The organism is Streptomyces sp. SAI-170, assembly GCF_049739565.1.
Classification (GTDB): Bacteria; Actinomycetota; Actinomycetes; order Streptomycetales; family Streptomycetaceae; genus Streptomyces.
The window spans coordinates 7008530-7032240 of the sequence record NZ_JBMGQD010000001.1 but is presented as its reverse complement, the minus strand read 5'-3'; the positions used below and the strand labels follow the sequence as shown (position 1 = coordinate 7032240).

Genomic DNA, 23711 nt, shown 5'->3' with positions numbered 1-23711 from the left:
TCATCAGGCCGGTCGTTTGAACATCCGTGTCGCTGTGATCTCGCTGTGCACCGTTTCTCCCGCCTGGGGCTGTTGCGGCAGTCCCGGGCGGAGGTGTTCCTCGACGCTGATGTACTTCAGGCCCGCCCTGAGGTCCGCGTCGTTGCGCAGCCGGATGACCAGCGGGAACTCGGCGAGCGCGGTCGTGTCGAACAGGCCCGTGGTGTACAGGAGCTGGACACCGAGGGCGTCGGACACCGCACGCTGCAGCTCCAGCAGGTACGTCGCGTTGGCGCGGCCGATGGGGTTGTCCAGGAACAGCGTGCCCGCGTGGCGGTGCTTGTCGCGGCCCCGGTCGTTCGACCGGAGCGCGGCCATCGTGCAGTACAGCGCGATGGCGGCGGTGAGGAGCTGGCCGCCGGAGAAGACGTCGCCCATCTGGCCGACGGGCACGCGCTCGGCGCGCAGCACGGCGTCCGGCTTGAGGATCTCGACGGCGACGCCCTTCGGCTGGAGGGCGGCGGCGACTCCGCGCAGCAGCAGGGACATGCCGTCGCGGCGCAGGTCGGAGTTCTTCTTCACGGCCGCGCGGGTCGCCTCGTCGACGACCTCGCCGAGACGCTCGGTGAGGGTCGCCTGGTCGGGTTCCTCGAAACGGATGCGCAGGAACTCCTGCCCGGACCACTCGCCGAGCCCCTCGGGCAGCCGGGACAGCCGCTGGGCGGAGCGCAGGGTGGCGAGGGCCGACTCGACCAGTCCGCGCAGCCGGTCGACGATCGAGTCGCGGTTGCGTTCGAGCTGGGCCAGTTCGTCGGTGAGGACACGCAGCCGGGGCGCGAAGGCGTCGGCCCACTTCGCGGCGTGCTCGGGCAGCGCAGAGGCGGGCAGCTCGCGGATCTGCTGCCGCGCGGGGGTGCGGACCTGCTCGTAGCGGGTGGAGTTGGCATGCCGGACGAGCACGTCGCTCGCCTCGCGCACGGCGGCCTCGGCGGCCGACAGGTCGGCGGCGCAGCCGCGCAGCGAGCGGCGGGCCTCGGCGCCGGACTGCCGGGCCTCCTCCAGGCTGCCCGGGTACGGCTCGGCCTCTTCCTGCTCCTCCTCGGTGACGTGTTCGCGCAGCAGGTCACGCAGCAGGGCTGCGATCTCGTCGAAGCCGCCGGCGGCGTCCTCGGCGGCGCGGTGCGCATCGAGCAGCTCGGCGTGTGCTTCGCGGGCCTGGTTCAACGCCTCGGTGCGCGAGGCGAGTTCGGCGGTCGCGGTGCGCAGCAGGGCCTGGGCGTGGTCGGCGTCGCGCGGCTGCGTCTCCTCGGGCAGCTCGGTGTGCGTCTCACCCTCCTCGGGAGCGTGCCGCTCGGCCTCGCCGCGCAGCCGGCCGAGCTGCTCGCTGGCGGTGGACATCCGGGTCTCCAGGAGCTGCACCAGCTCCTCCGCGCGGGCGGCGGCAGCCTGCCGGGAGGGGCCGTCCGAGCCGTCGGGCGACTGCAGGAGCTGCTCGGCGCGGGTGCGGACCTTGTTGCTGAGCCGGTCCAGCTCGGCGCGCGCCGCGCTCTCGTCGCTCTCCGCGCGGGCCTGCTCGGCCCGCAGATCGGCGCCGACGCCGACCTTCTCGTAGACCTGGGAGGCGGCCCGGTAGGCCTCGCGCAGCGCGGGCAGGGACGCCTTGGGCCCACCGGCGTCCGCGTCGGCGTCCGGTACGTCGTCGGGGGCGCCCGCGATCTCGGCGCGCTCGGCACGCAGCGCCCGCGCGGTGCGGCGGGCGTCGTCGGCGGCGCGCTGGGCGGCGCGGCGGTCCTCGTCGGCGGCGCGGGCGCGCTCCAGGCAGGCTTGGGCGCGGGCCTCGGACTCGGTCGCCTCGTCGGCGAGTTCGCGCAGGCGGACCTGCCAGCCGGCGCGTTCGCGCAGCCGGAAGGCGAGCCCGGCGAGGGCGTCGGCGGCGCGCCGCGCCTTCTGCGCGACCTCCTGCCGTTCGTCACGGACCTGGGCGGCCTCGGCGGCGGTCTCCTCCGCCTCTGCGCGGGCGATGCGCGCCTCGGCCAGCTCGGCCTCGGTCTCCTCGGCGAACGTACGCGCTTCCCGGGCGGCCTCCGCCAGCTCCAGCAGCCGTCCGGCCGGGCAGCCGGTGCGCCAGGAGGCGAGCCGCGCGGCCAGCTCCCGGTCCTTGCCGAGCCGAGCGGCGAGCGCGCGGATCTCCTCGTCTCGCTCGGTGGCCCGCGCGCGCAGTGCCTGCCGCTCCTCGTCGGCGGCGTGCTCGTCGTGCATGGCCGGGTTCGGCGGTACGAGGAACACGTCGCCGTCGTCCGCCACCGGCGCCGGAGTCGGTGCGAGCAGGGCCGCCGCCGTGCCGACCGCGACGGCGGAGCGGGGCAGCAGGGCGGCGTCGCTGAGCGCTTCACGCGCGCGTGCGTGCGAGGCGGGGTCGGTGATGATCACGCCGTCGACGAGTGCGGGCCGGGCGGCGAGCACACGCGCGTGGTCGGCCGGGTCGACGGCCTGGGCGAGGTAGCGCCAGCCGGGCAGGGCGGGGATGCCGTGCTCGCCGAGGTACTCGACGGTGGCCAGCACGTCGGGGCCGGGCGGCAGCAGTCCGCCGTCGCCGAGCGCGCCGAGGATGCGGGAGTCGTCGGCGGCCGCGGTGCGCAGCTCGAACAGCTGGCGTTCGGCGGAGGAGACGGCGTCGTCGAGGAGCTCGCGCAGCTCGTCGGCGAAGCGGTCCAGCTCCTCGGCGCTCAGAGGGGTCTCGGCCGGGGAAGCGTCCTCCTCCCGGCGCGGCCGCGGAACCCCCGCGCGTACGTCGTGCCCGGCGAGGCCCAGCAGCTCCGCGAGCCGCTCCTCGGCCGCGAGGGCCTGCGCGGTGCGGCGTTCACCGTCGTACGCGCGTTCCGCGGCGACGGCGGCGTCGGCCGCGCGGGCGGCGGTCAGTTCCGCGCGGGACTCGGCGGAGGCGGTCTCGCGGGCGTGCTCGGCGGCCCGGCGAGAGGCCTCGCGGGCGGTGTCCCAGGCGGCGACGGCGGTCTTCTCGGCGTCGCTGGCGGCCAGCGCGGCGCGGGCCGGGTCGGCGTCGGGCGCGCTGTCGTCGAGCCAGCCCGCGCGGACGGCCTCGGCGGTCTCCTGCTCGACCTCGGTGAGGCGCTGGCGCAGATGCCCCGCCTCACTGCGGGCGCGCTGCGCCTCGGTCGCGGCGGCGGTGGCGTCCCGGTGGGCCGCGTCGCCCGCCTCCTGCAGGGCGGCGGAGCGCTCCTCCTCCTCGTTGGCGAGGGCCTCGGCGCTGCCGGCGGCCGCGTGCAGGGCCCGTACGAGATCCACGGCGGCCTTGGTGCGGGCGGCGAGCGCGGGAGCGGCGTCCCGCTCGGCCTCCTGGATGGCGGCGGCCACGCGCGCGACACGGTCGGCTGCCGCGCGGTGGCGCAGCACGGCCTCGGCGGCCTGCCAGGCGGCGTGCAGCGTGCGTGCGTCGGCCAGTTCGCGCTTCTGCGCGGCGGCGGACTTCTCGGCGGCGGCGAGGGCCAGCGAGGCGTGCCGGTAGGCGAGTTCGGACGCGATCAGGGCGCTGCGCCCGCGCGCGGACTCGGAGTGGGTGACGGCGTAGGCGGCGGCCGTGACCCGCTGGGCGAGGTCGGCGGCCCTGCGCCGTTCCTGCACGCCCCGCGCGGACAGCCGTCGGGCGAGGGTGCGGGTGCGCCGCTCGGCGCCGGAGTGCACCTCACGCGCGCGTGCCCGGGTGTCGGCGGCCTCGACGATCCGGCCGAGCAGGTCGACCGACCCGGCGGTGAAGTCCCGTTCGGCGATCAGCTCGGCTCGCCGGCCCAGCTTGTTGCCGAAGCCGCTGACGAGGTCGGCGAGTCCGTCGGTGTCGCGGGTGTCGGTGACCGCGCGCAGCAGCAGGTCGGTGAAGTCGGAGTCCTTCTTCACCGCGAACAGGCCGGCGGCCTCGCCCTCGTCGGCGTTCATCTCCCGCTGGTAGCGGAAGAGTTCGGGGTCGAGGCCGAGGTCCCCGAGGTGCTCGATCCAGCGGTCGTGGATCTCCTCCCAGTGCACCTCCAGGTGCGGATACGCCTTCCCCGCCTCGGTGATGGCGTCGCGGAAGCCCTTCATGGTGCGGCGGCGGCCCTGCGCGCCGGAGACGCCCTCCACGGGCGCGCGTACGGCGGTGGACTCGGCGACGGGGAGGTTGTCCAGGGTGAGTCCGGGGCCGGGCCGGAAGGAGTACCAGGCCTCGGCGAACTTGCGCGGGTCGTTGGAGACCTGGCGGCCGCGCCATTCGCTGACCTTGCCGACGACGACGCACTCGCCGGTCAGCACGTGCTGCCACTCCAGGGCCACGTGTCCGCAGTCGTCGGCGAGCAGGAACTTGCGCAGCACGCCGGAGCTGGCGCCGCCGAGGGTGTTGCGGTGGCCGGGCAGCATCACCGAGAAGATCAGCTTGAGCAGAACGGACTTGCCGCCGCCGTTCTCCAGGAAGAGCACACCGGCCGGAGCCGGGCGGCGCGGCGGGCCGACGGGCTCCTCCTCGAAGAACTCCGCCTGTGTGGGCGCGGGGTCGGGCACGACGTCGCCCACGCCCCGCAGGTCAAGCACGGTGTCGGCATAGCGCGCACCGGCGGGTCCGATGGAGTAGAGGCGGACCCGGGACAGCTCGTACATGGCGGACTCTCGTCAGTCTTCTTGCAGGTGAGGGAGGTTCAGGAGTGGAAGGGCAGCCCGGCGTCGGCCACCAGGTCCAGGTCGTCGCCGTCCTCGGCCGGCAGCAGCGTGGGCGTGCCGTCCGTGACCGGGACGACGCCCAGCTCGAGCAGCTCGGCCATGGCGGCGCTGCCGGCCATGTCGCGGACCTGGAGCTGGTAGCGGGCCGTGGTGCGGTAGGTGCCGCCGTGGTCGTCGCCGGTGCGCTGCAGGAAGCCGGAGTCGGTGAGGAAGGCGACGGCCTTGCCGACGATGCCGGTGGTCGAGCCCGCGAGGCGGCGCGCGTCCTTGGTGGCGCCGGTGGCGCTGCGTCTGGCCCAGATCCGCCAGGCGGCCTCCAGTCCGGGCGCGTCGGTCGCCGGGTCCGTGTTCTCGCCCTGCTCCTCGGCCCGCTCCTCCAGGCGGCGGCAGGCCTGCCGGACGAACGCGTCGACGCCGTTGACGCTGACCCGCCCGATGTACCCGTCGTCGGCGAGGTCCTCCGGCCGCGGGAACGCCATGGCGGCAACGGCGAGGTGGGCCAGCCCGTGCAGGAAGCGGTCCGAGCCGTCGGCGGAGGTGCGACGGGCGTAGTCGCCCATGCGCACGGCGAACACCGAGTCCTCCGCGGCGGTGACGGCCATCCCCGCGCGCGGGGACACCTCCAGCACGACCAGCCCCAGGCCGGCGGCCACGGCGTCGGCGAGCCGCGCGAACGCCGGGTCCTCCCGGTAGCGGCGCAGCAGCTCGGCGTACTCCTGGTCCCGCGCGGGCTGCAGCTTGGGCTGCAGGCCGAAGGCGACCAGCCGCGCCGCGTCGGCGGCGTCGGCGGGAGTGACGGCACTGCTCACCGGCGCGGCGGCAGTCTCCGGCTCACTCCACTCGACGTGCTCGGTCACGGCTTCGGCTCCTTGCTCGGCTGTCGCGAAGATCGCGGGTGTCGCGAATGTCGCGGGTGTCGCGGGTGTCGATCACTCATGCTGCTTCCGTCCGGTCCGCCGCCATCCCCGCGGCGTCCAGCAGGGCGGTGCCGACTATCAGGTCGGCGCCGCCGAACTCGGGGTCGTCCAGCTCCGTCCCGTCGTCCACGGCGAACAGCAGCTTCTCCTCGCCCTGCCGGTACGCCGTGCCGACCGCCGGGCTCGCCGCGTGGACGGCCAGCAGCGCCACCAGATAGGGCAGTTCGGGGTCCCGGGCGCGGGCCTCGGCCAGCAGGCCCGAGAGTCTGCGAGGCGCGTCGGCGGGCAGGTCGAGCAGTTCCATCGCGTGGGCGAGCTGCTCCTCGCTGAAGCGGCTGTCGTCGGGCGTGGCAATGAGGTCCGGCTCGGGCATCTCCGCGCCCAGGTGCTCGCGCTCCATCGGCGGGGTGAGCAGTATGTCGACCAGGTCGCCGACCCGCACCGACACCGGGGTGCGCAGGCCGGTCCCCTGCGCGAAGAACGCGTCGGTGACCCGGACGGCCTGCTCCAGCGGCAGTGGCAGCACGGGCGCGAAGAGGTGCCCGTACAGGTCCGTCCCCGCGGAGGCCATCGGCGTGGCGAAGGCCTGCCGGTCCTGCTCCGCGCGGAACAGCGGCCCGGCCTCCAGCAGGCGCGACTGCAGCTGCGTGTGGCGCCGGATGCAGTCCTTGACGATGTCGACCAGCTCGGCGGCCCGCCGCTTGTGCTCGGGGTCCTCGGACTCGTCGCGTGCCTTGCGGATGTTCGTCAGGATCGCGTTCTCGTGGCGGTAGCGGTCGGCCACGTGGTCGAGCGCCTCGGCGATCATGTCGGGCACGGCGTTCAGCCAGTCCACCGCGCGGACGTTGCGCCGAGTCGCCTCCAGCGCGCGGCGCAGGGTCTCGGAGTACTGCACGGTCCGGTAGCGGGCCTGCTCCGCGGCGAGCTGTGCGTCGGCGAGACGGCCCCTGTTGATCAGGACCTCCAGCTTGACCTCGGCGGCGATCTGCGCGCTGGTGACGTCCGTGTCGAGGGCGCCGACGAGGACGTTGACCGCCTCGTCCGTCGTCCGCAGATAGACGCTGCCGCCGGGGCCGGGGACCTCCTCGATCAGCTTGAAGTCGTAGTCGCGGCGGACATACGTGCCGTCCGCGGCGAAGGTGCCGTACACCGCGCGGAAGCCGCGGTCGACGCTGCCGACGTTGATCAGATTCTCCAGCACCCAGCGGGCCACCCGCTCGTGCTCGGCGGTGGGGCGCTGCGGGGCCTGCGCGGCGATGCGGGGCACGAGCCGGGCGACGACCTGCTCGTGGTCGGCGCCGGTGTCGAAGTCCATGTTGAGTGTGACCAGGTCGATGGCGGAGAGGGCCACCTCCGCCATGCCGTACACCGAGTACTCGCCGGCGAGGTTGGCCTTGCGCGCGTCGAGGTCGTGCAGCGGAGCGGTGCAGGCGAGCGCGCGCAGGCGCCGCGCCAGCCCTTCGTCGGCGGCCGGGCCCGGTGCGGGGCGGGACGCTGCGCTGAGCTGGGGCGGCACGGGGTCCGTCGTTGCTGGCGGTGTCACGGTGCAAAGAGTAGGTGCTGGGTCTGACAACAACCCAAATCGGTAGTCGTTCGGCTGCGGGTCGTCTGTGGTTGCTCGCGCAGTTCCCCGCGCCCCTTACGGGGCGCTCACACGCCGTCGGTACGCATCCACGACCCGCTCCAGCGAGTCCGCCAGGTAGACCCCCAGCAACCGCTCCGCCCCGTCGCGGTCCCCCGACTCCAGAGCGAGCAGAATCTCCTCGTTCCGTGCGAGGTACGGCTCATGGAGCTCCCGCGGATCGTCCACGACGTGGAAGGCGAGCCGCAGCTCCGCGAACACACTGCGCATCAGCTCGTCCGTTCGCTCACTGCCGGCGAGCGCGACCAGTTCCCGGTGGAAGTGGATGTTCGCCGTGCCCAGCGCTTTCCAGTCGTCCTCGCGGACCGCCCGCCGCCCCTCGGACACGGCCGCCGCGAGCCCCTCCAGCGCGGGCGGCGGCTCCCCGAGGCCCCGCACCACCGCGCACTCCACCAGCGCGCGCGTGCGGTAGATGTCCTCGACGTCCTCCACCGTGAGCACTCGAACAAAAACGCCCCGATTGAGCTCATGGACGAGCAGTCGTTCATGTGTGAGCAGCCGGAACGCCTCGCGGAGCGTGTTGCGGGAGACGCCGAGGGCGCCGCCGATGCTGTCCTCCGAAAGGCGGGTGCCGGGCGGAAAGAAGCCCTCGGCGATGCGGCTCCTGAGGATGTCCGCGACGCGCTCCGCGGTGCTCGTACGTCCAAGAAGTGCGCGGTCGTCGGCCAGTCCCGTCAACTGCTCTGCCATGCCCGGAATTCAACCGCAGCGAGGAGAACGAAACAACACAGGTATTGAAGGATCGTTCAACGATCCTCTACCTTGCTCATCACTGTACGGCTCCATCCGCTCACCGCACGGTCACCGCACGGCTCAGCACCGCACCCTCCGTCCCCTCACTGCGAGGTGCCCATGAGCTCAGTCCCTCCGACGAAAGCCATCCTCCGCCCCAGCTCCGCCGCAGTCGTCGCCGACGGCGGCCCGCTCGGCTGGCTGCGCGCCCTCGGGCCGCGCGGCCGGCGCGCCTTCGCCGGCGCGTTCGGCGGCTATGCCCTGGACTCGTACGACTACTTCACGCTGCCGCTGAGCATGGTCGCGCTGGCCGCGTACTTCGGCCTGGACAGCGGTCAGACCGGCCTGTTCACCACTGTCACGCTGGTGGTCTCCGCGGTCGGCGGAGCGCTCGCGGGTGTGCTGGCCGACCGCATCGGCCGAGTCCGGGCGCTGATGATCACAGTGATCACCTACGCCGTGTTCACGGTCGCCTGCGGGTTCGCGCCCACCTACGAGTGGCTGCTGGTCTTCCGCGCCCTGCAGGGCCTCGGATTCGGCGGCGAGTGGGCGGTCGGCGCGATCCTGGTCGCCGAGTACGCGAGCGCACGGCACCGGGGGCGCACCCTCGGCGCGGTCCAGAGCTCATGGGCCGTGGGCTGGGCGCTGGCGGCGATCGTCTACACGCTGGTGTTCTCGCTGCTGGGCGACGATCTGGCGTGGCGCGTGATGTTCTGGACCGGCGCGCTGCCCGCGCTGCTGGTCATCTGGATGCGCCGCCGAGTGCAGGACGCGCCCGAGGCGGCCGCCGTACGCGAGAAGAGCCCGGCGAAGGGGTCGTTCGCGGAGATCTTCAAGCCGGGTCTCGCGCGGACCACGTTCTTCGCGGTGCTGCTGTCCACGGGTGTCCAGGGCGGCTACTACACGCTCGCCACCTGGGTTCCGACGTACCTCAAGACCGAGCGGGACCTGTCGGTCGTGGGCACCGGCGGCTATCTGACCTTCCTGATCTCGGGCGCCTTCGTCGGCTATCTGACCGGCGGCCATCTCACCGACCGGCTGGGCCGCCGGCGCAACATCTGGCTGTTCGCGGTGCTGTCGGCGCTGTGCATCCTGGCGTACGCGAACATCCCGAGCGGGGCCGACACCCTGCTTCTGCTGCTCGGTTTCCCGCTCGGGTTCTGCATGTCGGCGATCTTCAGCGGCTTCGGTTCGTTCCTGAGCGAGCTGTACCCGACAGCCGTGCGCGGCACGGGGCAGGGCTTCACGTACAACACCGGCCGTGCGGTGGGCGCGGTCTTCCCCACCACGGTCGGCTTCCTGGCTGACAGCTGGGGCGTCGGCGGCGCGCTGGCCTTCGGCGCGATCGGCTACGGCCTGGCGGCGCTGGCCCTGCTGGGGCTGCCGGAGACACGGGGGAGGGAGCTGACGTGACGGAGGTGACGGACCGCCCGCTTACCCTCGTGCACGAGCACGCGCACGCGTGGAGCCCGAAAACCGCCCGCGCCCGCTTCCGTGAGGGCCTCACCGGCCCCACCGCCGGGGTAGCGGCCGGCCATACGCAGGTCAATCTGATCGCGGTGCCCGCGGACTGGGCGTACGACATGCTGCTGTTCTGCCAGCGCAATCCGAAGCCGTGCCCGGTGCTGGACGTCACGGACGCCGGGTCCTGGACGACGGTGCTCGCCGAGGGCGCCGATCTGCGCACCGACCTGCCGCGCTACCGGGTATGGCGGGACGGCGAGCTGGTGGACGAGCCGACGGACGTGCGCGCGTACTGGCGCGACGACCTGGTGTCGTTCCTGATCGGGTGCAGCTTCACGTTCGAGTGGGCGCTGTCCTCGGCCGGAGTGCCCATCCGCCATGTCGAACAGGGTCGCAACGTCCCGATGTACGTGACGAGCCGCGCGTGCCGGCCGGGTGGGCGGCTGCACGGGCCGATGGTGGTCTCCATGCGGCCGGTCCCGCCGGAGCACATGGCCGCGGCGATCCGCGAGAGCAGCCTGCTGCCCGCCGTGCACGGCGGTCCTGTGCACTGCGGCGATCCCGCGGTGCTCGGCATCGGCGACCTCGACCGGCCCGACTTCGGTGACGCGGTGACCGCCGCGCCGGACGACATCCCGGTGTTCTGGGCCTGCGGGGTCACGCCCCAGGCCGCGGTGATGGCCTCCCGCCCACCGTTCGCCCTCACCCACGCGCCAGGACAGATGTTCCTCACCGACGCCCGCGACGAGCAGTATCGCGTCGCCTGAACAGACCTTGATCACTCGAACAAACCAAGCGCAGAACACGCAAACGCACAGAACGCTACGTACGTACAGAACACGGAAGGACCCATGACCACCTCGATCGACCTGAACGCCGACCTCGGCGAAGGCTTCGGCCGCTGGCGGCTCACCGACGACGAACAGCTGCTGTCCGTCGTCACCAGCGCCAATGTGGCCTGCGGTTTCCACGCCGGTGACGCGGCCACCATGCGGCGGGTGTGCGAGCTGGCAGCGGAGCGCGGGGTGACGATCGGCGCGCAGGTCTCCTACCGGGACCTCGCCGGGTTCGGGCGGCGCGCGATGGACGTGCCGCCCGCCGAACTCGCGGCCGAGGTGGCCTACCAGATCGGCGCCCTGGAGGTGTTCGCCCGGGCCGCGGGCGCGCGCGTGGCGTACGTCAAGCCGCACGGCGCGCTCTACAACCGGGTCGTGCACGACGACGAGCAGGCGGGCGCGGTCGTCGAGGGCGTGCTGCTGGCCGACCCCGCGCTGCCCGTGCTCGGTCTGCCCGGCTCGCGCCTGCTGGAACGCGCGGAGAAGGCGGGCCTGCCCGCGGTCACCGAGGCCTTCGCCGACCGCGCCTACACCGACGACGGCACGCTGGTGCCGCGCGGCACGGAGGGCGCGGTGATCACCGACCCCCTGGCCGTCGTGGAGCGCTCGGTGGGACTCGCCCGGGACAGCCGGGTCGTCTCGCACTCCGGCCTGCCGATCGAGGTGCGGGCCCGCTCGCTGTGCCTGCACGGGGACACCCCGGGAGCCGTGGAGCTGGCCCGCCGGGTGCGGCGGCGGCTGGAGGCGGCCGGCGTACGGGTGGAGGCGTTCGCATGAGGGTCCTGCCCGTCGGCGACGACGCGCTGCTCGTCGAGGTCTCCTCGGGCGAGCAGGCCGAGGCCCTGCACGCCGAATTGCTGCGGCGCCGCGCGGAGGGCTCGCTGCGGGTCCGCGAACTGGTGCCAGCCGCACGTACGGTGCTGCTGGACGGCCTCGCCGACCCGGCCCGGCTCGCCTCCGAGCTCACCGCGACGGACCTGCCGCCGGTGCCGCCACGCGCGCGTGAGGTGATCGAACTCCCCGTCCGCTACGACGGACCCGACCTGGCCGATGTCGCCGCGCACTGGGGCGTCGCCGAGCGGGAGGTGGCGCGCATCCACGCGGGCACCGAGTTCCGCGTCGCCTTCTGCGGGTTCGCGCCCGGCTTCGGCTACCTCACCGGTCTGCCGCCGCGCTACGACGTACCGCGCCGGGCGACACCACGTACGGCGGTGCCCGCGGGGGCGGTGGCACTGGCCGGGCCCTACACGGGCGTGTACCCGCGCTCCTCCCCCGGCGGCTGGCAACTGATCGGCACCACCGACAGCGTGCTGTGGGACCACACGCGCGTGCCGGCCTCGTTGCTGTCACCGGGCGCCCGGGTGCGGTTCGTGCCGGTGGGCGAGCTGGTGGACGACGTATGAGGGAGCGTATGAGCATGAGCTTGTTCGTTTCGGGCGGCGAACGCATGGCTGATCGCCCGAGCATGAGGCTGTTCGTTCCGGCCGGTGGCGCATCGACCGATCGCACGAGCAAGACCCTGTTCGTTCCCGCCGGTGACACATCGACCGATCGCACGAGCAAGACCCTGTTCGTACCGGCCGGTGACGCATGACCGATCGCGCACTGTCCGTCGTACGCGCCGGGGCGCTCACCACCGTGCAGGACCAGGGGCGCCCCGGGTACGCGCATCTCGGCGTGCCCCGGTCGGGGGCGCTGGACGGGCCCATGGCGGGGCTGGTCAACCGGCTGGTCGGCAACCCGTCCGACGCGGCCGTCCTGGAGACCACCCTCACCGGCTGCGCTCTGCGCCCGCGCTCGGCGGTCACCGTGGCTGTCGGCGGGGCGCCCTGCGCGGTGACGGTGGACGGGCGGCCGGTCGCGTGGGGGGCTCCTGTGCGGGTGCCCGCCGGGGCGCTGCTGGACGTCGGCCCGGCCGTGAGGGGCGTACGCGGCTACGTGGCCGTCTCGGGCGGGGTCGCCGTCGAGCCGGTGCTGGGCAGCCGCTCCACCGACCTGCTGTCCGGGCTCGGCCCGGCACCGCTGACGGACGGGGCCGTGCTCCCTCTGGGACGGGAAGAGTGCCCCCACGCGCGCGTGGACGTCGCTCCGCAGGCGGCGCCGCCCGCCGAGCTGGTGCTGCGGGTGACGCCCGGCCCGCGCGACGACTGGTTCACCGCGCGGGCTCTGCGCGCATTCACCACGCGCGTGTACCGGGTCTCACCGGCGAGCAACCGCATCGGGCTGCGCACCGAGGGGCCCGCCCTGGAGCGGGCCCGTTCTGGTGAGCTGCCCAGCGAGGGCATGGTGCTGGGCGCGGTCCAGGTGCCGCCGGACGGCAGGCCGGTGGTGTTCCTCGCCGACCATCCCACCACCGGCGGCTATCCGGTGATCGCCGTCGTGCGCGCCGCCGACCTGCCGGCCGCCGCGCAGGCGGCACCGGGCACGCCGATCCGCTTCATGGCGGCACGCCGCCACTGAGACGCCCACCAGGCCACTTACGCCGTCTCCGCAACCTCCGGCCCCTCCCCCACCGCCGAGACCGACAGCGCGGCGAGGGCCGCCGACACCGCGTGGGCGGCGCCCAGGTCCAGCCGGGCGCTGGTGCCACGTGCCCGGTGGCGCATCTCGTCGGCGGCCAGCCGCAGCAGCTGAGGCAGCAGGTCGGTGCAGCGACGGGCCACCCATCCGGTCCCCGCCGTGGCCAGCCACCTAAGGCTCGCCGCGCGGGTCGGCGCCGGGAACTCCGGCTCCGGCGAGGGCGCGGGCCCGCGCGCCATGCCCGCGTCGGCGAGCAGCGCGTGGAAGCGCACGGCGAGCTGCCGGTGCCCGCGCTCGCCCGGGTGCAGCCGGTCCGCGCTCCACATGGCACGGTCGGTCAGCCAGGCGCCCTCGGCGGCGTGCAGATGGACCGCCCCGTACCGCTCGGACAGCGCGTGCACCACGGTGTTGACCGCGCGCTGGCGCCGGGCCAACGGGCGGGCCAGGGCACCCGGCAGGCCGAGCATCGCGCCGGGGTCGGGCAGACACGAGGTGAGCAGGATGGCGCCCTGCGCGGCCAAGGCGGCGTAGACCCGGTCGAGCCGAGCGGCGACGGCGTGGATGTCGAAGGTGCGGCGCAGCGTGTCGTTGACGCCGATGACGACGGACACCAGGTCGGGCCGCAGGGCGAGGGCCGCGGGCAGCTGGGACTCCGCGACGTCCCGGGTCTGGGCCCCGCTGACGGCGAGGTTGGTGAACCGGACCGACTCCTCCGCGAGTCCGCCCGCGAGCAGCGCGGCCCAGCCGCGCCACCCGTCCCCCACGGGATCGCCCACCCCCTCGCTGAGCGAGTCCCCGAGCGCGACGAACCGGACGACGGGTCTCATGCCGGGCCTCCGGGCAGCACCGGGTTCCGGGGCGTGCGCACGGCCGCCTCGTGCGCGGCGAGGAAGGCTTCCACGGCGGTCTGCCAGCCGAAGCACTCGGCACGCGCGCGTGCCGCCTCACGTCGCTCGGGGCCGGGTCGGTCGAGCAGGGCGGTGACGGCGTCCGCGAAGGCCTCTCCGTGGTCGGCCGCGGAGGCCCCGGCCGAGCCGACCACTTCTGGCAGCGCGGAGGAGGCGCTGACCGCCAAGGGCGTGCCGCAGGCCAGCGCCTCCAGGGCCGCGAGCCCGAAGGTCTCGGCAGGACCAGGTGCCAGGCAGACGTCGGCGGAGGCCTGGAGCGCGCCCAGCAGCCCGCTGTCGGAGACGTGCCCGAGGAAGGTGACCGGCAGCCCGCCGTCCCGCGCGCGCTGCTCCAGCCGGGCCCGCAGCGGCCCGTCCCCGGCGACGACCAGCACCGCGGGCACGCCGCGCCGCCGCAGTGCCTCCAGGGCGTCCAGGGCGGTGCCGGGCCGTTTCTCCACGGACAGCCGGGAGCACATCACCAGCAGCGTCACGTCCACGCGCGCGTACCGGGCCCGCAGCGCCGCCGAGCGCAGGGCGGGGTGCCGGGCGGTGAGATCGACGCCCAGTGGGGCCCGTACGACATTGCGGGCGCCGATGCGGACGAACTCCCGCTCGGCGAACTCGGTGGTGCACACGACCTTGGAGTAGACGTGCGCGGTACGGACGTTCAGGGCGTCCGCCGCGCGCCGGGACAGCCCCTCGGGGACGCCCCAGGTGCGCAGCACCCCGTCGGCGGTCTCGTGGGACACCATCACGGAGGGCACCCGGGCGCGCCGGGCCCAGCGGCCGGTCCAGCGCAGCGTGGTGCGGTCGGAGACCTCCAGACGGTCGGGGGCGAGTTCCTCCAGGAGGCCGGCGACCCGCCGCTTGTCGGTGAGGACGCGGTAACCGCCGGTGCCGGGCAGCAGCGGCCCCGGCAGGGTGATGACCCGGCCCTGCTCGGTGTCCTGGTCGGTGTGCCGTTCCCCGGGCACGACCAGCAGCGGCTCATGACCGGCCGCCCGGAAGCCCTTGCCGAGCTCGCGCAGCGCGGTACGCAGCCCGCCGGAGGCCGGTGCGACGAAGTTCGCCAGCCGCACGATCCGCAGCGACCGCACCGGGGCTCCGTGGGCCTCACCGGGCCCCGACAGTGCGTTCATGCCGCCAGCACCGCCTTCCGTGCCACCAGGACATCCTCGTAGTGCTCGATGAGCCGGTCGCCGACGGCCGCCCAGGTGCGGCCCTCGACGGTGGCCCGCCCGGCGGCGCCGTAGGCGGCGCGTGCGGCCGGGTCGGCGGCGAGGGCGGCGATCGCCTCGCGTACGGCGCCGGCGTCGCGCGGTGGGACGAGCAGGCCGGTGCGGCCGTGGTCGACGAGGTCGAGGGGCCCGCCCACGGCGGGGGCGACGACGGGCACGCCGCTGGCCATGGCCTCCTGGACGGTCTGGCAGAAGGTCTCGAAGGGGCCGGTGTGGGCGAAGACGTCCAGCGAGGCGAAGATCCGGGCCAGGTCGTCTCCCGTACGGCGGCCCAGGAAGACCGCGCCGGGCAGCGCCTCGGTCAGCTGCGCGCGGCTCGGCCCGTCGCCCACGATCACGACCCGCACCCCGGGCAGGGCACACGCCTCGGCGAGCAGTGCGACGTGCTTCTCGGGGGCGAGGCGGCCGACGTAGCCGACGATCAGCTCGCCGTTGGGGGCTAGTTCGCGGCGCAGCGCCTCGTCGCGCAGCTCTGGCCGGAACCGTACGGTGTCCACGCCCCGCGGCCACAGCCGTACGCGGGGTATCCCGTGGGCCTCCAGATCGCCGCGGGCGGCGCTGGAGGGGGCGAGGGTGAGGTCGGCGGCGGCGTGCACGGAGCGGATGCGCCGCCAGGCGGCGGCCTCACCGGCGCCCATGTAGGTGCGGGCGTATCCGGCCAGGTCGGTCTGGTAGACGGCCACGGCGGGGACGCCGAGCCGGGCGGCGACGGCCATGCCGCGCACGCCGAGGACGAAGGGGCTGGCCAGGTGGACGACGTCCGCGCGGTGCTCGGCGACGGCCGCGGCGAGCCGCCGGCTGGGGAGGGCGACACGGACCTGGGGGTAGCCCGGGAGCGGGAGGGAGGGGATCCGGACGACGGGGCACGGCGCCTGGGCGTCGGCCGCGGAGCCGGTCGTCGGGGCGGGGGCCGGTGCGACGACCAGGGGAGCGTGACCTCGGTCGACGAGGTGCCGGGCGGTCTGGAACGCGCAGTGGGCCACGCCGTTCACATCGGGGGGAAAGGATTCGGTCACGATGACGACACGCATACGGGTGTTGTCGCCGTGCCGGGCGTGGACGCATCAACGTCGATCTTTCCGGCTCGGGAACGTCCCATGAGCGTTGCGCTCCGGGCCCTGTGAGCTTTGTGCTCCGCGCCCTATGAGCGCTGCGCACCGAGCCCCATGAGCGTTACGCTCCGCATCCCCCGAGCCTCGCCCGCCCAGGCCCCCACGCCCCCCACACCCCCCACGCCCCCGCGGGCCAGGTGCCGGTCATGCGCACCTGGCCCACGGGTCATGCCTCGTTCACCTGGCGGACGTGCCACACCCGCGCAGACAAAGCAGACAAGACAGACAAGACCGTCGGGCCGTCACACAGGCGGCATCTCGCTGCCGAAGCGGCTGCGTACGGCCGTCTGCACCTCGTCCTCCTCGGCCGGGTCGGCGGCGAGCCTGCGGAGTCGGTCGACGACGCGGGTGTCGCCGGTCTCGGCATGGCGTGCGGCGACTTCGCGGGTGGTCTCCTCGCAGTCCCACAGGCATTCGACGGCGAATCCGGCGGGGAAGGAGGGGTCCGTGGCGGCCAGGGCGCGGGCGGCGCGGCCACGGAGGTGGGAGGAGGCGGTCTCGCGGTAGATGTGCCGCAGGACGGGGGCGGCGCAGCCGATGCCGAGCCGGCCGGCGCCGTCGACGAGGGTCCACAAGGTCGGTGCGTCGGGCCCCTCGCCGCGGACGGCCTCGCGCAGGGCGCCGAGGACCAGGTCCTTGTCCTGGGCTCCGCCTCGGCAGGCGAGCATGCGGCCGGCGGCGGCGCCGAGCGGGTCGGGGCGGTGGGCCCAGCGGCGGGCGCGTTCGACGGCGGCGACGCTGCGCATGCGCTCGTAGGCCTCGACGGCGGCCTCCACGACCGGCGTGGGGCCGGTGGTGACGGCCTGCTCGACGAGGTCGAGGGCGTCGGGGTCGTTGCTGTCGGCGAGGTAGCGCAGGGCGGTGGCGCGGGCGCCCTCGGTGCCGGTGCGGGCGGCTTCGAGGATCTCGGGCCGGTCCTCGGGTCCGGCGACGGCGGTCAGGCAGCGGGCGGCCGGGACGTGCAGGGCGGTGCCGCGTTCGACGCCCTGTTGGGCCCAGTCGAACACCGCCTGGACGCTCCACCCCGGGCGGGGCCCGGACGAGTTCATCTGGCGCTGCCAGCGGTCGAAGCAGCCGGTCTCCTGGGCGGCACGCACGCGCGTGGCGATCCATTCGCGCGGATCGTCGGCCCACAGCCGCCAGGGCCGTGGCTCGAAGGCGTCCCGCACGGCGGCGGCGAGTTCCGCCTCGCCCTCGGGGTCGGCGGGGAAGCGGGCGAGGACGGGGGCGGCGAGGGAGCGCAGCCCGGCGTCGTCGTCGCGCAGGGCGAGCTCGTCCAGGGCCCAGGCCCAGTTGGAGCCCTCGGCGGCGTACCTGCGCAGCAGCTCCAGGGCGTCTCGCCTGCCGTAGGAGGCGAGGTGGCCGAGGACCGCGAGGGCCAGGCCGGTGCGGGTCTCCTCGGTGTCGAGGATGTCCTCGGTGTCGAAGAGGTGGGCCTCGATGGCGTCGAGTTCGCCGCCGAGGTCGAGGTACAGACGGGCGTAGTAAAGGGAGCGGTTCTCCACCTGCCAGTCGTGGCGCGGGTCGCGCACCACACAGTGGTTCAGCGCCGCGAGCGCCTCGGCGCGCGGGGCGGTGAGCGCGTGCAGCGTGCCGTCGCCACGGCCTCGCTGAAGCAGGCCGAGCAGCGTACCGCTGGGCGCTATGACCGGATCGAACATGGGAAACAGCCTCACATCAAGCGTCGACGCGACCGGAAAACGTGCTTTACCGGGCCGCGTGACAACGCGTCGGGGCGCCCGCCGTCTCATGCTTGCTGTAGACCATCTCTCTCTGCCTCTCGTCGGTGGCCCATGCGGGCCGCATCACGGCCCGCGCGGTGCGGCAACACCTGCCCAGCCATCGCGTCCGTGAATCACGACGTCATGATGACTCGGCGCTCTTCGATGCCGCGACCGAAATTTCCGGCGGCCCTGTACCGCCTCCCCCGTTTTCCGTTGCCTGTCCTGCCAGGGACCTTGTTTTCCCTGGTCAGGGCGTTCGGATCAGTTCGCTCCGAACAGTTGGAGCAGGTCTGTCTTGCCGAACATCCGGGCCGTGTCGACGGCCGAGGGCGTGCCCGCGGACGGATCGGCTCCGCCCTCCAGGAGGGCGCGGATCACGGCTTCCTCGCCCTTGAAGACCGCCCCGGCGAGGGGGGTCTGGCCTCGGTCGTTGATCCGGTCCGCCTCGGCGCCTCGGGCGAGCAGGGCCCGGACGGTGTCGGCGTGTCCGTGGTAGGCGGCGAGCATCACGAGCGAGTCGCCGCGGTCGTTGGTGAGGTTGGCCGGAACGCCCGCGTCCACATACTCGGCGAGCGCGTCGGTCTGCCCCTGCCGCGCCAGATCGAAGATCTTGGTCGCGAGCTCCACGACCTCGGGGTCGGGGGCTTCAGTCATCGGCCGGTCCACCTCTCCTTACAGCCGTTCGGGTGAATCGCCAGGGTACTGGCTGTGGGCGCACATGACCGGAGTCGCCCGAGGCAAAGATCACCGCGAGACCCGTTCGACGCAACTTCCCTGCTCAGGGAGGCCCTCCAAGCCTCCGCCATACGGGGGAAATTTCCAGAATTTCCACCATTTGCACCTTTTATCGTATGGATACATGCTGTGATCCTGGAAGTACTCATGGTGACTGTCCCCACGAACCAGGAGAACTCAAATGATTCTGTCCATCTCAGGCGTGGTCCTGCTCGGCATCATCGTCTTCCTCTTCTTCAAGAAGGACGGACTCAAGGCATCGCACGCCTTTGTGGCGGCGCTCTTCGGCTTCTACCTCGCGAGCACGGCCATCGCGCCGAGCATCAAGGCCGGCGGCGAGAGTCTCGCGAGCCTCCTCGGCGGCATCAAGTTCTGACGCCGCAGATCCCGTCCGTACGCACCTTCAGGAGACAGCAGTGGCCCGGCGCCCCCTCCCCCGCATCCTGAGCACAGGCAGCGCACAGATCGCCCGGAGCCGGGAGCTGGCCCGGACGGCGGCCGACAGTGCCACCGACGTCCTCCACCCGCTGATCACGATCACCCGCGGGCTGCGCCGGCTGGCCTCGGCCGGGCGGCGCAAGTGGTCCGACACCCCCAAGGACAAGCGCGGGCCGCTGCTGTTCCTGATGGCGTCGGTGATCCTGGTCGTGGCCCTCGTGCCGTACGGCCCGCTGCTGGCCGTCATCACCCTGATGGCGGCGGCAGCCTGGCAGGGCCGGGACCGCACCCCGCCGGCCCCCGAGGGCCCCGACGAGTCGCAGACGCAGCGCCTGCAGGCGCTGTACGAGGCACTCGTCCCGTACTTCTCCACCGCCGAGGACCCCGCTCCGCTGTACGCCCACGGCGGCGAGTGGGACAAGGTCCTCACCGACTTCGAGTTCGACGACTCCGGCCGGGTCAGCAGTCTGGTGGTCCGCTACCCGGCGTACTTCACCGACGGCGAACCGGCCGCCCGCGCGCGGATCGAGCAGTTGCTGAGCGCCAAGTCGGGCCGCGGCCGCGAGTACCACTTCATCTGGGACGAGGAGGGCAACCAGCTCACGGTCACCGTCCTCGCCCCGCTCCCCACCGACATCGCCGCCCAGCGGTTCGTCACCTCCCCCGGCGAGACCGTCCTGGGCTTCACCGACCCCGGCGAGGTCCCGCGCACGCTCCCCCTCACCCACGGGGAGGAGCAGCGCGACGTCCCGCCCGTGGTGTGGCGCACCGGCGTCCGCTCCACCGAGCCGCATCTGCTGGCCGTGGGCCAGCCGGGCAGCGGCACCTCCACGCTGCTGCGCTCGATCGCCCTGCAGGCCCTGCAGTACGGCGACGTCCTGATCGTCGAGGGCGGCGGCACCGGTGAGTACGCCTGTCTCACCGGCCGGGACGGCGTCCTCGCCGTCGAGTGCGCCGTGGCCGGGGCACTGGCCAGCCTGGAGTGGGCCGCGCACGAGACCGAGCGCCGGCTCATCGCCGTCAACCGCGCGCGCCAGGCGGGGCAGGCGCCGCCCGAGGACACCCGGCGCCCGCTGTGGATCGTCCTGGACCGCCCCATCGCCCTCGGTCTCGTCGGCACCGACGGGCACCAGGACCCGCAGTCCCTGCTCCATCTGCCGCTGCGGCACGGCCGCGCCGCCAACGTCACGATCGTGGTGGCCGAGCAGTTCGACCACCTGGATCTGCTCAGCGACGCGGTACGCCAGCACACCCGCGCGCGTGTCGTCCTCGGCCCGGCGACCACCGAGCAGTTGGCGGCCGTCCTGGGTGCCCCGCCGCACACGACTCCCACCACCGCTGTCCCGCCCGGCCGCGGCTACGCCCGCCTGGGCACCGGCCCGGTCCTGCGTCTCCAGGTGCCGGCCACCCCCGACCCGTACGACGACGCCACCAGCGACGCCCATCGCCAGGCCGTCCTCGACCTCCTGCCGCCGCGCACGACCCCGGCGGACGCGGAGCCGGCCGTCGTGACGACCGAGGCGGTGCCCATCGAGAAGCTGCCCGTCGAGAAGCCGGTGCTGGAGAAGATCCCGCTGGAGAAGATCCCCATGGACAAGCCGCCGCTGGAGGAGGTGCCGATGAACAAGGTGCCGACCGAGGCGATGGCCGGGGAGAGCTGAGCGGACACGGCATCGGCGAGAGGGCCGGGTGGCTGTCAGCCACCCGGCCCTCTCGCCGTAGCGCCCCGACTCTGATCAGGCCACGAAGGTGCGCGGGGCCTCGCCCCCGGCCGTTCCGCCGCTCTCCACCAGCCGCGCCGCCGCGGCCAGCCGTACCGCCGCCTCCTCGGCGAGCGCCCCGCCGACCGTGAACGGCAGGCGTACGTAGCCCTCGAAGGCCCCGTCGACCCCGAAGCGCGGCCCCGAGGGCACACGGACGCCGACCCGCTCCCCCGCCTCGGCGAGCCGCGACCCCGACAGGCCGCCGGCCCGCACCCACAGGGTCAGACCGCCGCCGGGCACCTCGAACTCCCAGTCGGGCAGCTCCCGCCGTACGGCCGTGACCAGCGCGTCCCGGTTCTCCCGGGCCTGGGCGCGGCGCAGCTCGACGGCCTGCTCCCAGCCGCCGGTGCTGAACAGCCAGTTCACCGCCAGCTGCTCCAGCACGGGCGTGCCCAGGTCGGCGTAGGCGCGGGCGGCGACGAGGCTGCGGATGACGTCCGGGGCGGCGCGCACCCAGCCGATGCGCATGCCGGCCCAGAAGGCCTTGCTGGCCGAGCCGACGGTGACCACGGTGGACCCGGCCGGGTCGAACCCGCACACCGGCCGCGGCATGCCGCCGCCCGCGTACTCCTCGTCCAGCCACAGCTCGCTCATCGTCTCGTCGGCGACCAGCACGGTCCCCGCCGAGCGGGCGGCCTCCACCAGCCGACGGCGCTGGTCGTCGTCGGCGAGGGCGCCCGTCGGGTTGTGGAAGTCGGCGACGACGTACGCGATGCGCGGCGCGGCCTCCCGCAGCACCTGGCGCCAGCGGTCCATGTCCCAGCCGCTGAGGCCCTCGGCCATGGCGACGGGCACCAGCCGCGCGCCCGCCTCGCGCATGAGCTGGAGGATGTTGGCGTACGACGGCGACTCGACGGCGATGCGCTCGCCGCGGCCGCCGAAGAGATGGCAGATGGCGTCGATGGCGCCCATCGCGCCGGTCGTCACCATGATCTGCTCGGGCATGGTCGGGATGCCGCGCGCGGTGTACCGCTCGGCGATCATCGCGCGCAGCGCGGGCAGCCCGGCCGGGTAGTCGCCGTGCGTGTGCGCGTAGGGCGGCAGTTCCTCCAGGGCGCCCTGCACGGCCCGGGTGAGCCAGGGCTCGGGGGCGGGCAGGGCGGCGCAGCCGAGGTCGATCATCGAGCCGAGCGCCTCGGGCGGCAGCGGCTCCAGGCCCCGCGCGGGCAGCGGGTTCCCGGCCGGTACGGCGGTCCAGCTGCCGGCACCGCGCCGGGACTCGAGGAAGCCCTCGCCGCGCAGCGCCTCGTAGGCGGCGGCCACCGTGGTCCGGCTGACGGCCAGCGACAGGGCCAGCTCCCGCTCGGCGGGCAGCCGGGCGGCCACGGGGACGCGGCCCTCCAGCACCAGCAGCCGGATGCCGTCGGCGAGTGCGCGGTAGGCGGGCGGGCGGCGGGTGCCGGGGCCGGCCGGTCGGTCCTGCTGGGACTTGAGCAGCCGGGCGAGCTGCGCGGCCCCCACCGCGGAAGTCCACTGCGCCATGGTTACCAGTCCACCTTCCCCGAATTGGCCATGGATGAGGTTTCCCCTCAAGCCACAGAGTGACATGCGTCAGGCCACTACCACCATCCGGGGGGCACTTCTTGTCCATCTCCTCCACGCCGGACCACGTCCTACGGCGTCTCGTGCAGTTGTACGGCGGTCTGGCCCTGTACGGAGCCAGCTCGGCCCTCCTCATCCGCTCGGGTCTCGGTCTCGAGCCCTGGAACGTGCTGCATGAGGGGCTCGCGGAGCGGACCGGGCTGTCGATCGGCGTGGTGCTGACCCTGGTGGGCGCGGCCGTCTTGCTGCTGTGGATCCCGCTGCGGCAGCGGCCGGGCCTCGGCACGGTCTCCAACGTGCTGGTGATCGGTGCCGCGATGGACGCCACGCTGGCCGTGGTGCCCGACGCGCACGGCCTCGCGGTCCGGATTTCGCTGATGGCGGCCGGGATCGTCCTGAACGGCGCCGCGACCGGCCTGTACATCGCGGCGCGCTTCGGGCCCGGCCCCCGGGACGGACTGATGACGGGCTTGAACCGGCGCACGGGGTGGTCGATCCGGTCGGTGCGCACGGTCGTCGAGATCACGGTCGTGGTGACCGGGTTCCTGCTCGGCGGCACCGTGGGCGTCGGCACCCTGCTGTACGCGGTGTCGATCGGCCCGCTCGCCCAGGTGTTCCTGCGCGTGTTCGCCGTCCCGACGGCATCGGACGGCAGCACGGTCGTTGCCACCGGTCAACCCCGTGGAGCGATACTGCGTCGGTGACCACCACGCGGATACGCCACCCCTATCTCGACCACCCCGGCCCGATCGCGTTCGCCCACCGGGGCGGCGCGGCCGACGGCCTGGAGAACACCAGGCTGCAGTTCCGGCGCGCGGTGGAGCTGGGTTACCGGTACATCGAGACGGACGTCCACGCCACGCGCGACGGAAAGCTGGTCGCCTTCCACGACGCGACGCTGGACCGGATGACGGACGGCGCGGGGCGGATCGCCGACCGGCTCTGGGCCGACGTACGGCACGCGCGTGTGGCGGGCAAGGAGCCGGTACCGCTGTTCGAGGAGCTGCTGGAGGAGTTCCCGCAGGTGCGCTGGAACGTCGACGTCAAGGCGGAGCCCGCCCTGCACCCCTTCCTGGAACTGATCGAGCGAACGAACACCTGGGATCGAATCTGTGTCGGTTCGTTCTCCGAGGCCCGTGTCGTGCGCGCCCAGCGGCTGGCGGGTCCGCGCCTGGCCACGTCGTACGGCACGCGCGGTGTGCTCAATCTGCGGCTGCGCTCCTGGGGCGTCCCTGCGGCGCTGCGCGCCTCGGCGGTCGCGGCGCAGGTGCCCGAGACCCAGTCGGGCATCCAGGTGGTCGACCACCGCTTCGTGCGCACGGCACACGCGCGTGGGCTCCAGGTGCATGTGTGGACGATCAATGAGCCCGATCGCATGCACAGGCTCCTGGACCTCGGTGTCGATGGCATCATGACCGATCACATCGACACGCTGCGCAAGGTCATGGAGGACCGGGGCGTCTGGGTCTGACCCCCGG

General features: G+C 73.8%; 20 protein-coding genes. 10 read left to right on the top strand and 10 right to left on the bottom strand.

Features of this window, described 5'->3' with window-relative positions; genetic code table 11:
* Positions 1-3: 3 nt before the first annotated feature.
* The 4 genes from RKD23_RS31665 to RKD23_RS31650 all read right to left on the bottom strand — a co-directional run bounded on the left by RKD23_RS31665 (position 4) and on the right by RKD23_RS31650 (position 7929).
* Entirely contained in the window at positions 4-4620 is a 4617-nt protein-coding gene (locus tag RKD23_RS31665; RefSeq protein ID WP_424856792.1) for a hypothetical protein, read from the bottom strand.
* Between the two features lie 38 nt (positions 4621-4658).
* Positions 4659-5537 (bottom strand): hypothetical protein, encoded by an 879-nt coding sequence (locus RKD23_RS31660; protein WP_404043291.1) that lies wholly within the window; start codon positions 5535-5537, stop codon positions 4659-4661.
* 76 nt (positions 5538-5613) lie between these two features.
* Positions 5614-7140 (bottom strand): hypothetical protein, encoded by a 1527-nt coding sequence (locus RKD23_RS31655; RefSeq protein WP_424856791.1) that lies wholly within the window; start codon positions 7138-7140, stop codon positions 5614-5616.
* 96 nt (positions 7141-7236) lie between these two features.
* Complete coding sequence (locus RKD23_RS31650; RefSeq protein ID WP_424856790.1) at positions 7237-7929, bottom strand: GntR family transcriptional regulator; 693 nt, start codon at positions 7927-7929, stop codon at positions 7237-7239.
* 162 nt (positions 7930-8091) lie between these two features.
* Here RKD23_RS31650 and RKD23_RS31645 point away from each other — a divergent pair, with 162 nt between their 5' ends.
* The 6 genes from RKD23_RS31645 (at position 8092) to RKD23_RS31620 (ending at position 12731) form a co-directional block, all read left to right on the top strand.
* On the top strand, positions 8092-9384 hold the full coding sequence (locus RKD23_RS31645; RefSeq protein ID WP_424856789.1) for an MFS transporter: 1293 nt from the start codon (positions 8092-8094) through the stop codon (positions 9382-9384).
* Positions 9381-10202, top strand: coding sequence for a putative hydro-lyase (locus RKD23_RS31640; protein ID WP_424856788.1), 822 nt, complete (start codon positions 9381-9383; stop codon positions 10200-10202). Before RKD23_RS31645 ends, RKD23_RS31640 begins: the two co-directional genes overlap by 4 nt.
* A gap of 84 nt (positions 10203-10286) precedes the next feature.
* Complete coding sequence (locus tag RKD23_RS31635) at positions 10287-11048, top strand: LamB/YcsF family protein (RefSeq protein WP_424856787.1); 762 nt, start codon at positions 10287-10289, stop codon at positions 11046-11048.
* Positions 11045-11674 carry a 5-oxoprolinase subunit B family protein gene (locus tag RKD23_RS31630; RefSeq protein ID WP_424856786.1) on the top strand — a complete coding sequence of 210 codons (630 nt, stop codon included), beginning with the start codon at positions 11045-11047 and terminating at the stop codon, positions 11672-11674. The genes RKD23_RS31635 and RKD23_RS31630 overlap by 4 nt, the downstream gene beginning before the upstream one ends.
* 14 nt (positions 11675-11688) lie before the next feature.
* Positions 11689-11865: a hypothetical protein gene (locus RKD23_RS31625; RefSeq protein WP_424856785.1), complete on the top strand. Its 177-nt coding sequence runs from the start codon at positions 11689-11691 to the stop codon at positions 11863-11865.
* On the top strand, positions 11862-12731 hold the full coding sequence (locus RKD23_RS31620) for a biotin-dependent carboxyltransferase family protein (RefSeq protein ID WP_424856784.1): 870 nt from the start codon (positions 11862-11864) through the stop codon (positions 12729-12731). The genes RKD23_RS31625 and RKD23_RS31620 overlap by 4 nt, the downstream gene beginning before the upstream one ends.
* A gap of 17 nt (positions 12732-12748) precedes the next feature.
* Here RKD23_RS31620 and RKD23_RS31615 read toward each other — a convergent pair whose 3' ends face one another.
* From RKD23_RS31615 to RKD23_RS31595, 5 genes are all read right to left on the bottom strand, one after another.
* Positions 12749-13618 carry an SGNH/GDSL hydrolase family protein gene (locus RKD23_RS31615; RefSeq protein ID WP_424856783.1) on the bottom strand — a complete coding sequence of 290 codons (870 nt, stop codon included), beginning with the start codon at positions 13616-13618 and terminating at the stop codon, positions 12749-12751.
* The gene (locus RKD23_RS31610) at positions 13615-14820 is read right to left on the bottom strand and encodes a glycosyltransferase (protein ID WP_424856782.1); all 1206 of its coding nucleotides are present in this window, start codon (positions 14818-14820) and stop codon (positions 13615-13617) included. The genes RKD23_RS31615 and RKD23_RS31610 overlap by 4 nt, the downstream gene beginning before the upstream one ends.
* Positions 14817-15950 (bottom strand): glycosyltransferase family 4 protein, encoded by a 1134-nt coding sequence (locus RKD23_RS31605; RefSeq protein WP_424856781.1) that lies wholly within the window; start codon positions 15948-15950, stop codon positions 14817-14819. Before RKD23_RS31605 ends, RKD23_RS31610 begins: the two co-directional genes overlap by 4 nt.
* 323 nt (positions 15951-16273) lie before the next feature.
* Entirely contained in the window at positions 16274-17692 is a 1419-nt protein-coding gene (locus tag RKD23_RS31600; protein ID WP_424856780.1) for a HEAT repeat domain-containing protein, read from the bottom strand.
* A gap of 324 nt (positions 17693-18016) precedes the next feature.
* Complete coding sequence (locus tag RKD23_RS31595; protein ID WP_404043265.1) at positions 18017-18409, bottom strand: ankyrin repeat domain-containing protein; 393 nt, start codon at positions 18407-18409, stop codon at positions 18017-18019.
* A 262-nt stretch (positions 18410-18671) separates the two neighbouring features.
* On the opposite strand from RKD23_RS31595, the gene RKD23_RS31590 reads away from it, so the two are divergent.
* Together RKD23_RS31590 and RKD23_RS31585 are read left to right on the top strand one after the other, a co-directional pair.
* Positions 18672-18866 (top strand): hypothetical protein, encoded by a 195-nt coding sequence (locus RKD23_RS31590; RefSeq protein ID WP_105974144.1) that lies wholly within the window; start codon positions 18672-18674, stop codon positions 18864-18866.
* Between the two features lie 40 nt (positions 18867-18906).
* Positions 18907-20589 (top strand): hypothetical protein, encoded by a 1683-nt coding sequence (locus RKD23_RS31585; protein ID WP_424856779.1) that lies wholly within the window; start codon positions 18907-18909, stop codon positions 20587-20589.
* Positions 20590-20664: 75 nt separating this feature from the next.
* Here RKD23_RS31585 and RKD23_RS31580 read toward each other — a convergent pair whose 3' ends face one another.
* The gene (locus RKD23_RS31580; RefSeq protein WP_424856778.1) at positions 20665-22173 is read right to left on the bottom strand and encodes a PLP-dependent aminotransferase family protein; all 1509 of its coding nucleotides are present in this window, start codon (positions 22171-22173) and stop codon (positions 20665-20667) included.
* 101 nt (positions 22174-22274) lie between these two features.
* On the opposite strand from RKD23_RS31580, the gene RKD23_RS31575 reads away from it, so the two are divergent.
* Entirely contained in the window at positions 22275-22937 is a 663-nt protein-coding gene (locus RKD23_RS31575; RefSeq protein ID WP_424856777.1) for a YczE/YyaS/YitT family protein, read from the top strand.
* Positions 22934-23704, top strand: a complete 771-nt coding sequence (locus RKD23_RS31570; RefSeq protein WP_424856776.1) for a glycerophosphodiester phosphodiesterase — start codon at positions 22934-22936, stop codon at positions 23702-23704. Before RKD23_RS31575 ends, RKD23_RS31570 begins: the two co-directional genes overlap by 4 nt.
* Positions 23705-23711: the final 7 nt, after the last annotated feature.

Coding starts and splice junctions, on each gene's coding strand:
- RKD23_RS31620 (WP_424856784.1), top strand. CDS start 11,862: ATGACCGATCGCGCACTGTCCGTCGTACGCGCCGGGGCGCTCACCACC.
- RKD23_RS31625 (WP_424856785.1), top strand. CDS start 11,689: ATGAGCTTGTTCGTTTCGGGCGGCGAACGCATGGCTGATCGCCCGAGC.
- RKD23_RS31580 (WP_424856778.1), bottom strand. CDS start 22,173: ATGGCGCAGTGGACTTCCGCGGTGGGGGCCGCGCAGCTCGCCCGGCTG.
- RKD23_RS31595 (WP_404043265.1), bottom strand. CDS start 18,409: ATGACTGAAGCCCCCGACCCCGAGGTCGTGGAGCTCGCGACCAAGATC.
- RKD23_RS31590 (WP_105974144.1), top strand. CDS start 18,672: ATGATTCTGTCCATCTCAGGCGTGGTCCTGCTCGGCATCATCGTCTTC.
- RKD23_RS31615 (WP_424856783.1), bottom strand. CDS start 13,618: ATGAGACCCGTCGTCCGGTTCGTCGCGCTCGGGGACTCGCTCAGCGAG.
- RKD23_RS31665 (WP_424856792.1), bottom strand. CDS start 4,620: ATGTACGAGCTGTCCCGGGTCCGCCTCTACTCCATCGGACCCGCCGGT.
- RKD23_RS31635 (WP_424856787.1), top strand. CDS start 10,287: ATGACCACCTCGATCGACCTGAACGCCGACCTCGGCGAAGGCTTCGGC.
- RKD23_RS31645 (WP_424856789.1), top strand. CDS start 8,092: ATGAGCTCAGTCCCTCCGACGAAAGCCATCCTCCGCCCCAGCTCCGCC.
- RKD23_RS31630 (WP_424856786.1), top strand. CDS start 11,045: ATGAGGGTCCTGCCCGTCGGCGACGACGCGCTGCTCGTCGAGGTCTCC.
- RKD23_RS31650 (WP_424856790.1), bottom strand. CDS start 7,929: ATGGCAGAGCAGTTGACGGGACTGGCCGACGACCGCGCACTTCTTGGA.
- RKD23_RS31600 (WP_424856780.1), bottom strand. CDS start 17,692: ATGTTCGATCCGGTCATAGCGCCCAGCGGTACGCTGCTCGGCCTGCTT.
- RKD23_RS31610 (WP_424856782.1), bottom strand. CDS start 14,820: ATGAACGCACTGTCGGGGCCCGGTGAGGCCCACGGAGCCCCGGTGCGG.
- RKD23_RS31605 (WP_424856781.1), bottom strand. CDS start 15,950: ATGCGTGTCGTCATCGTGACCGAATCCTTTCCCCCCGATGTGAACGGC.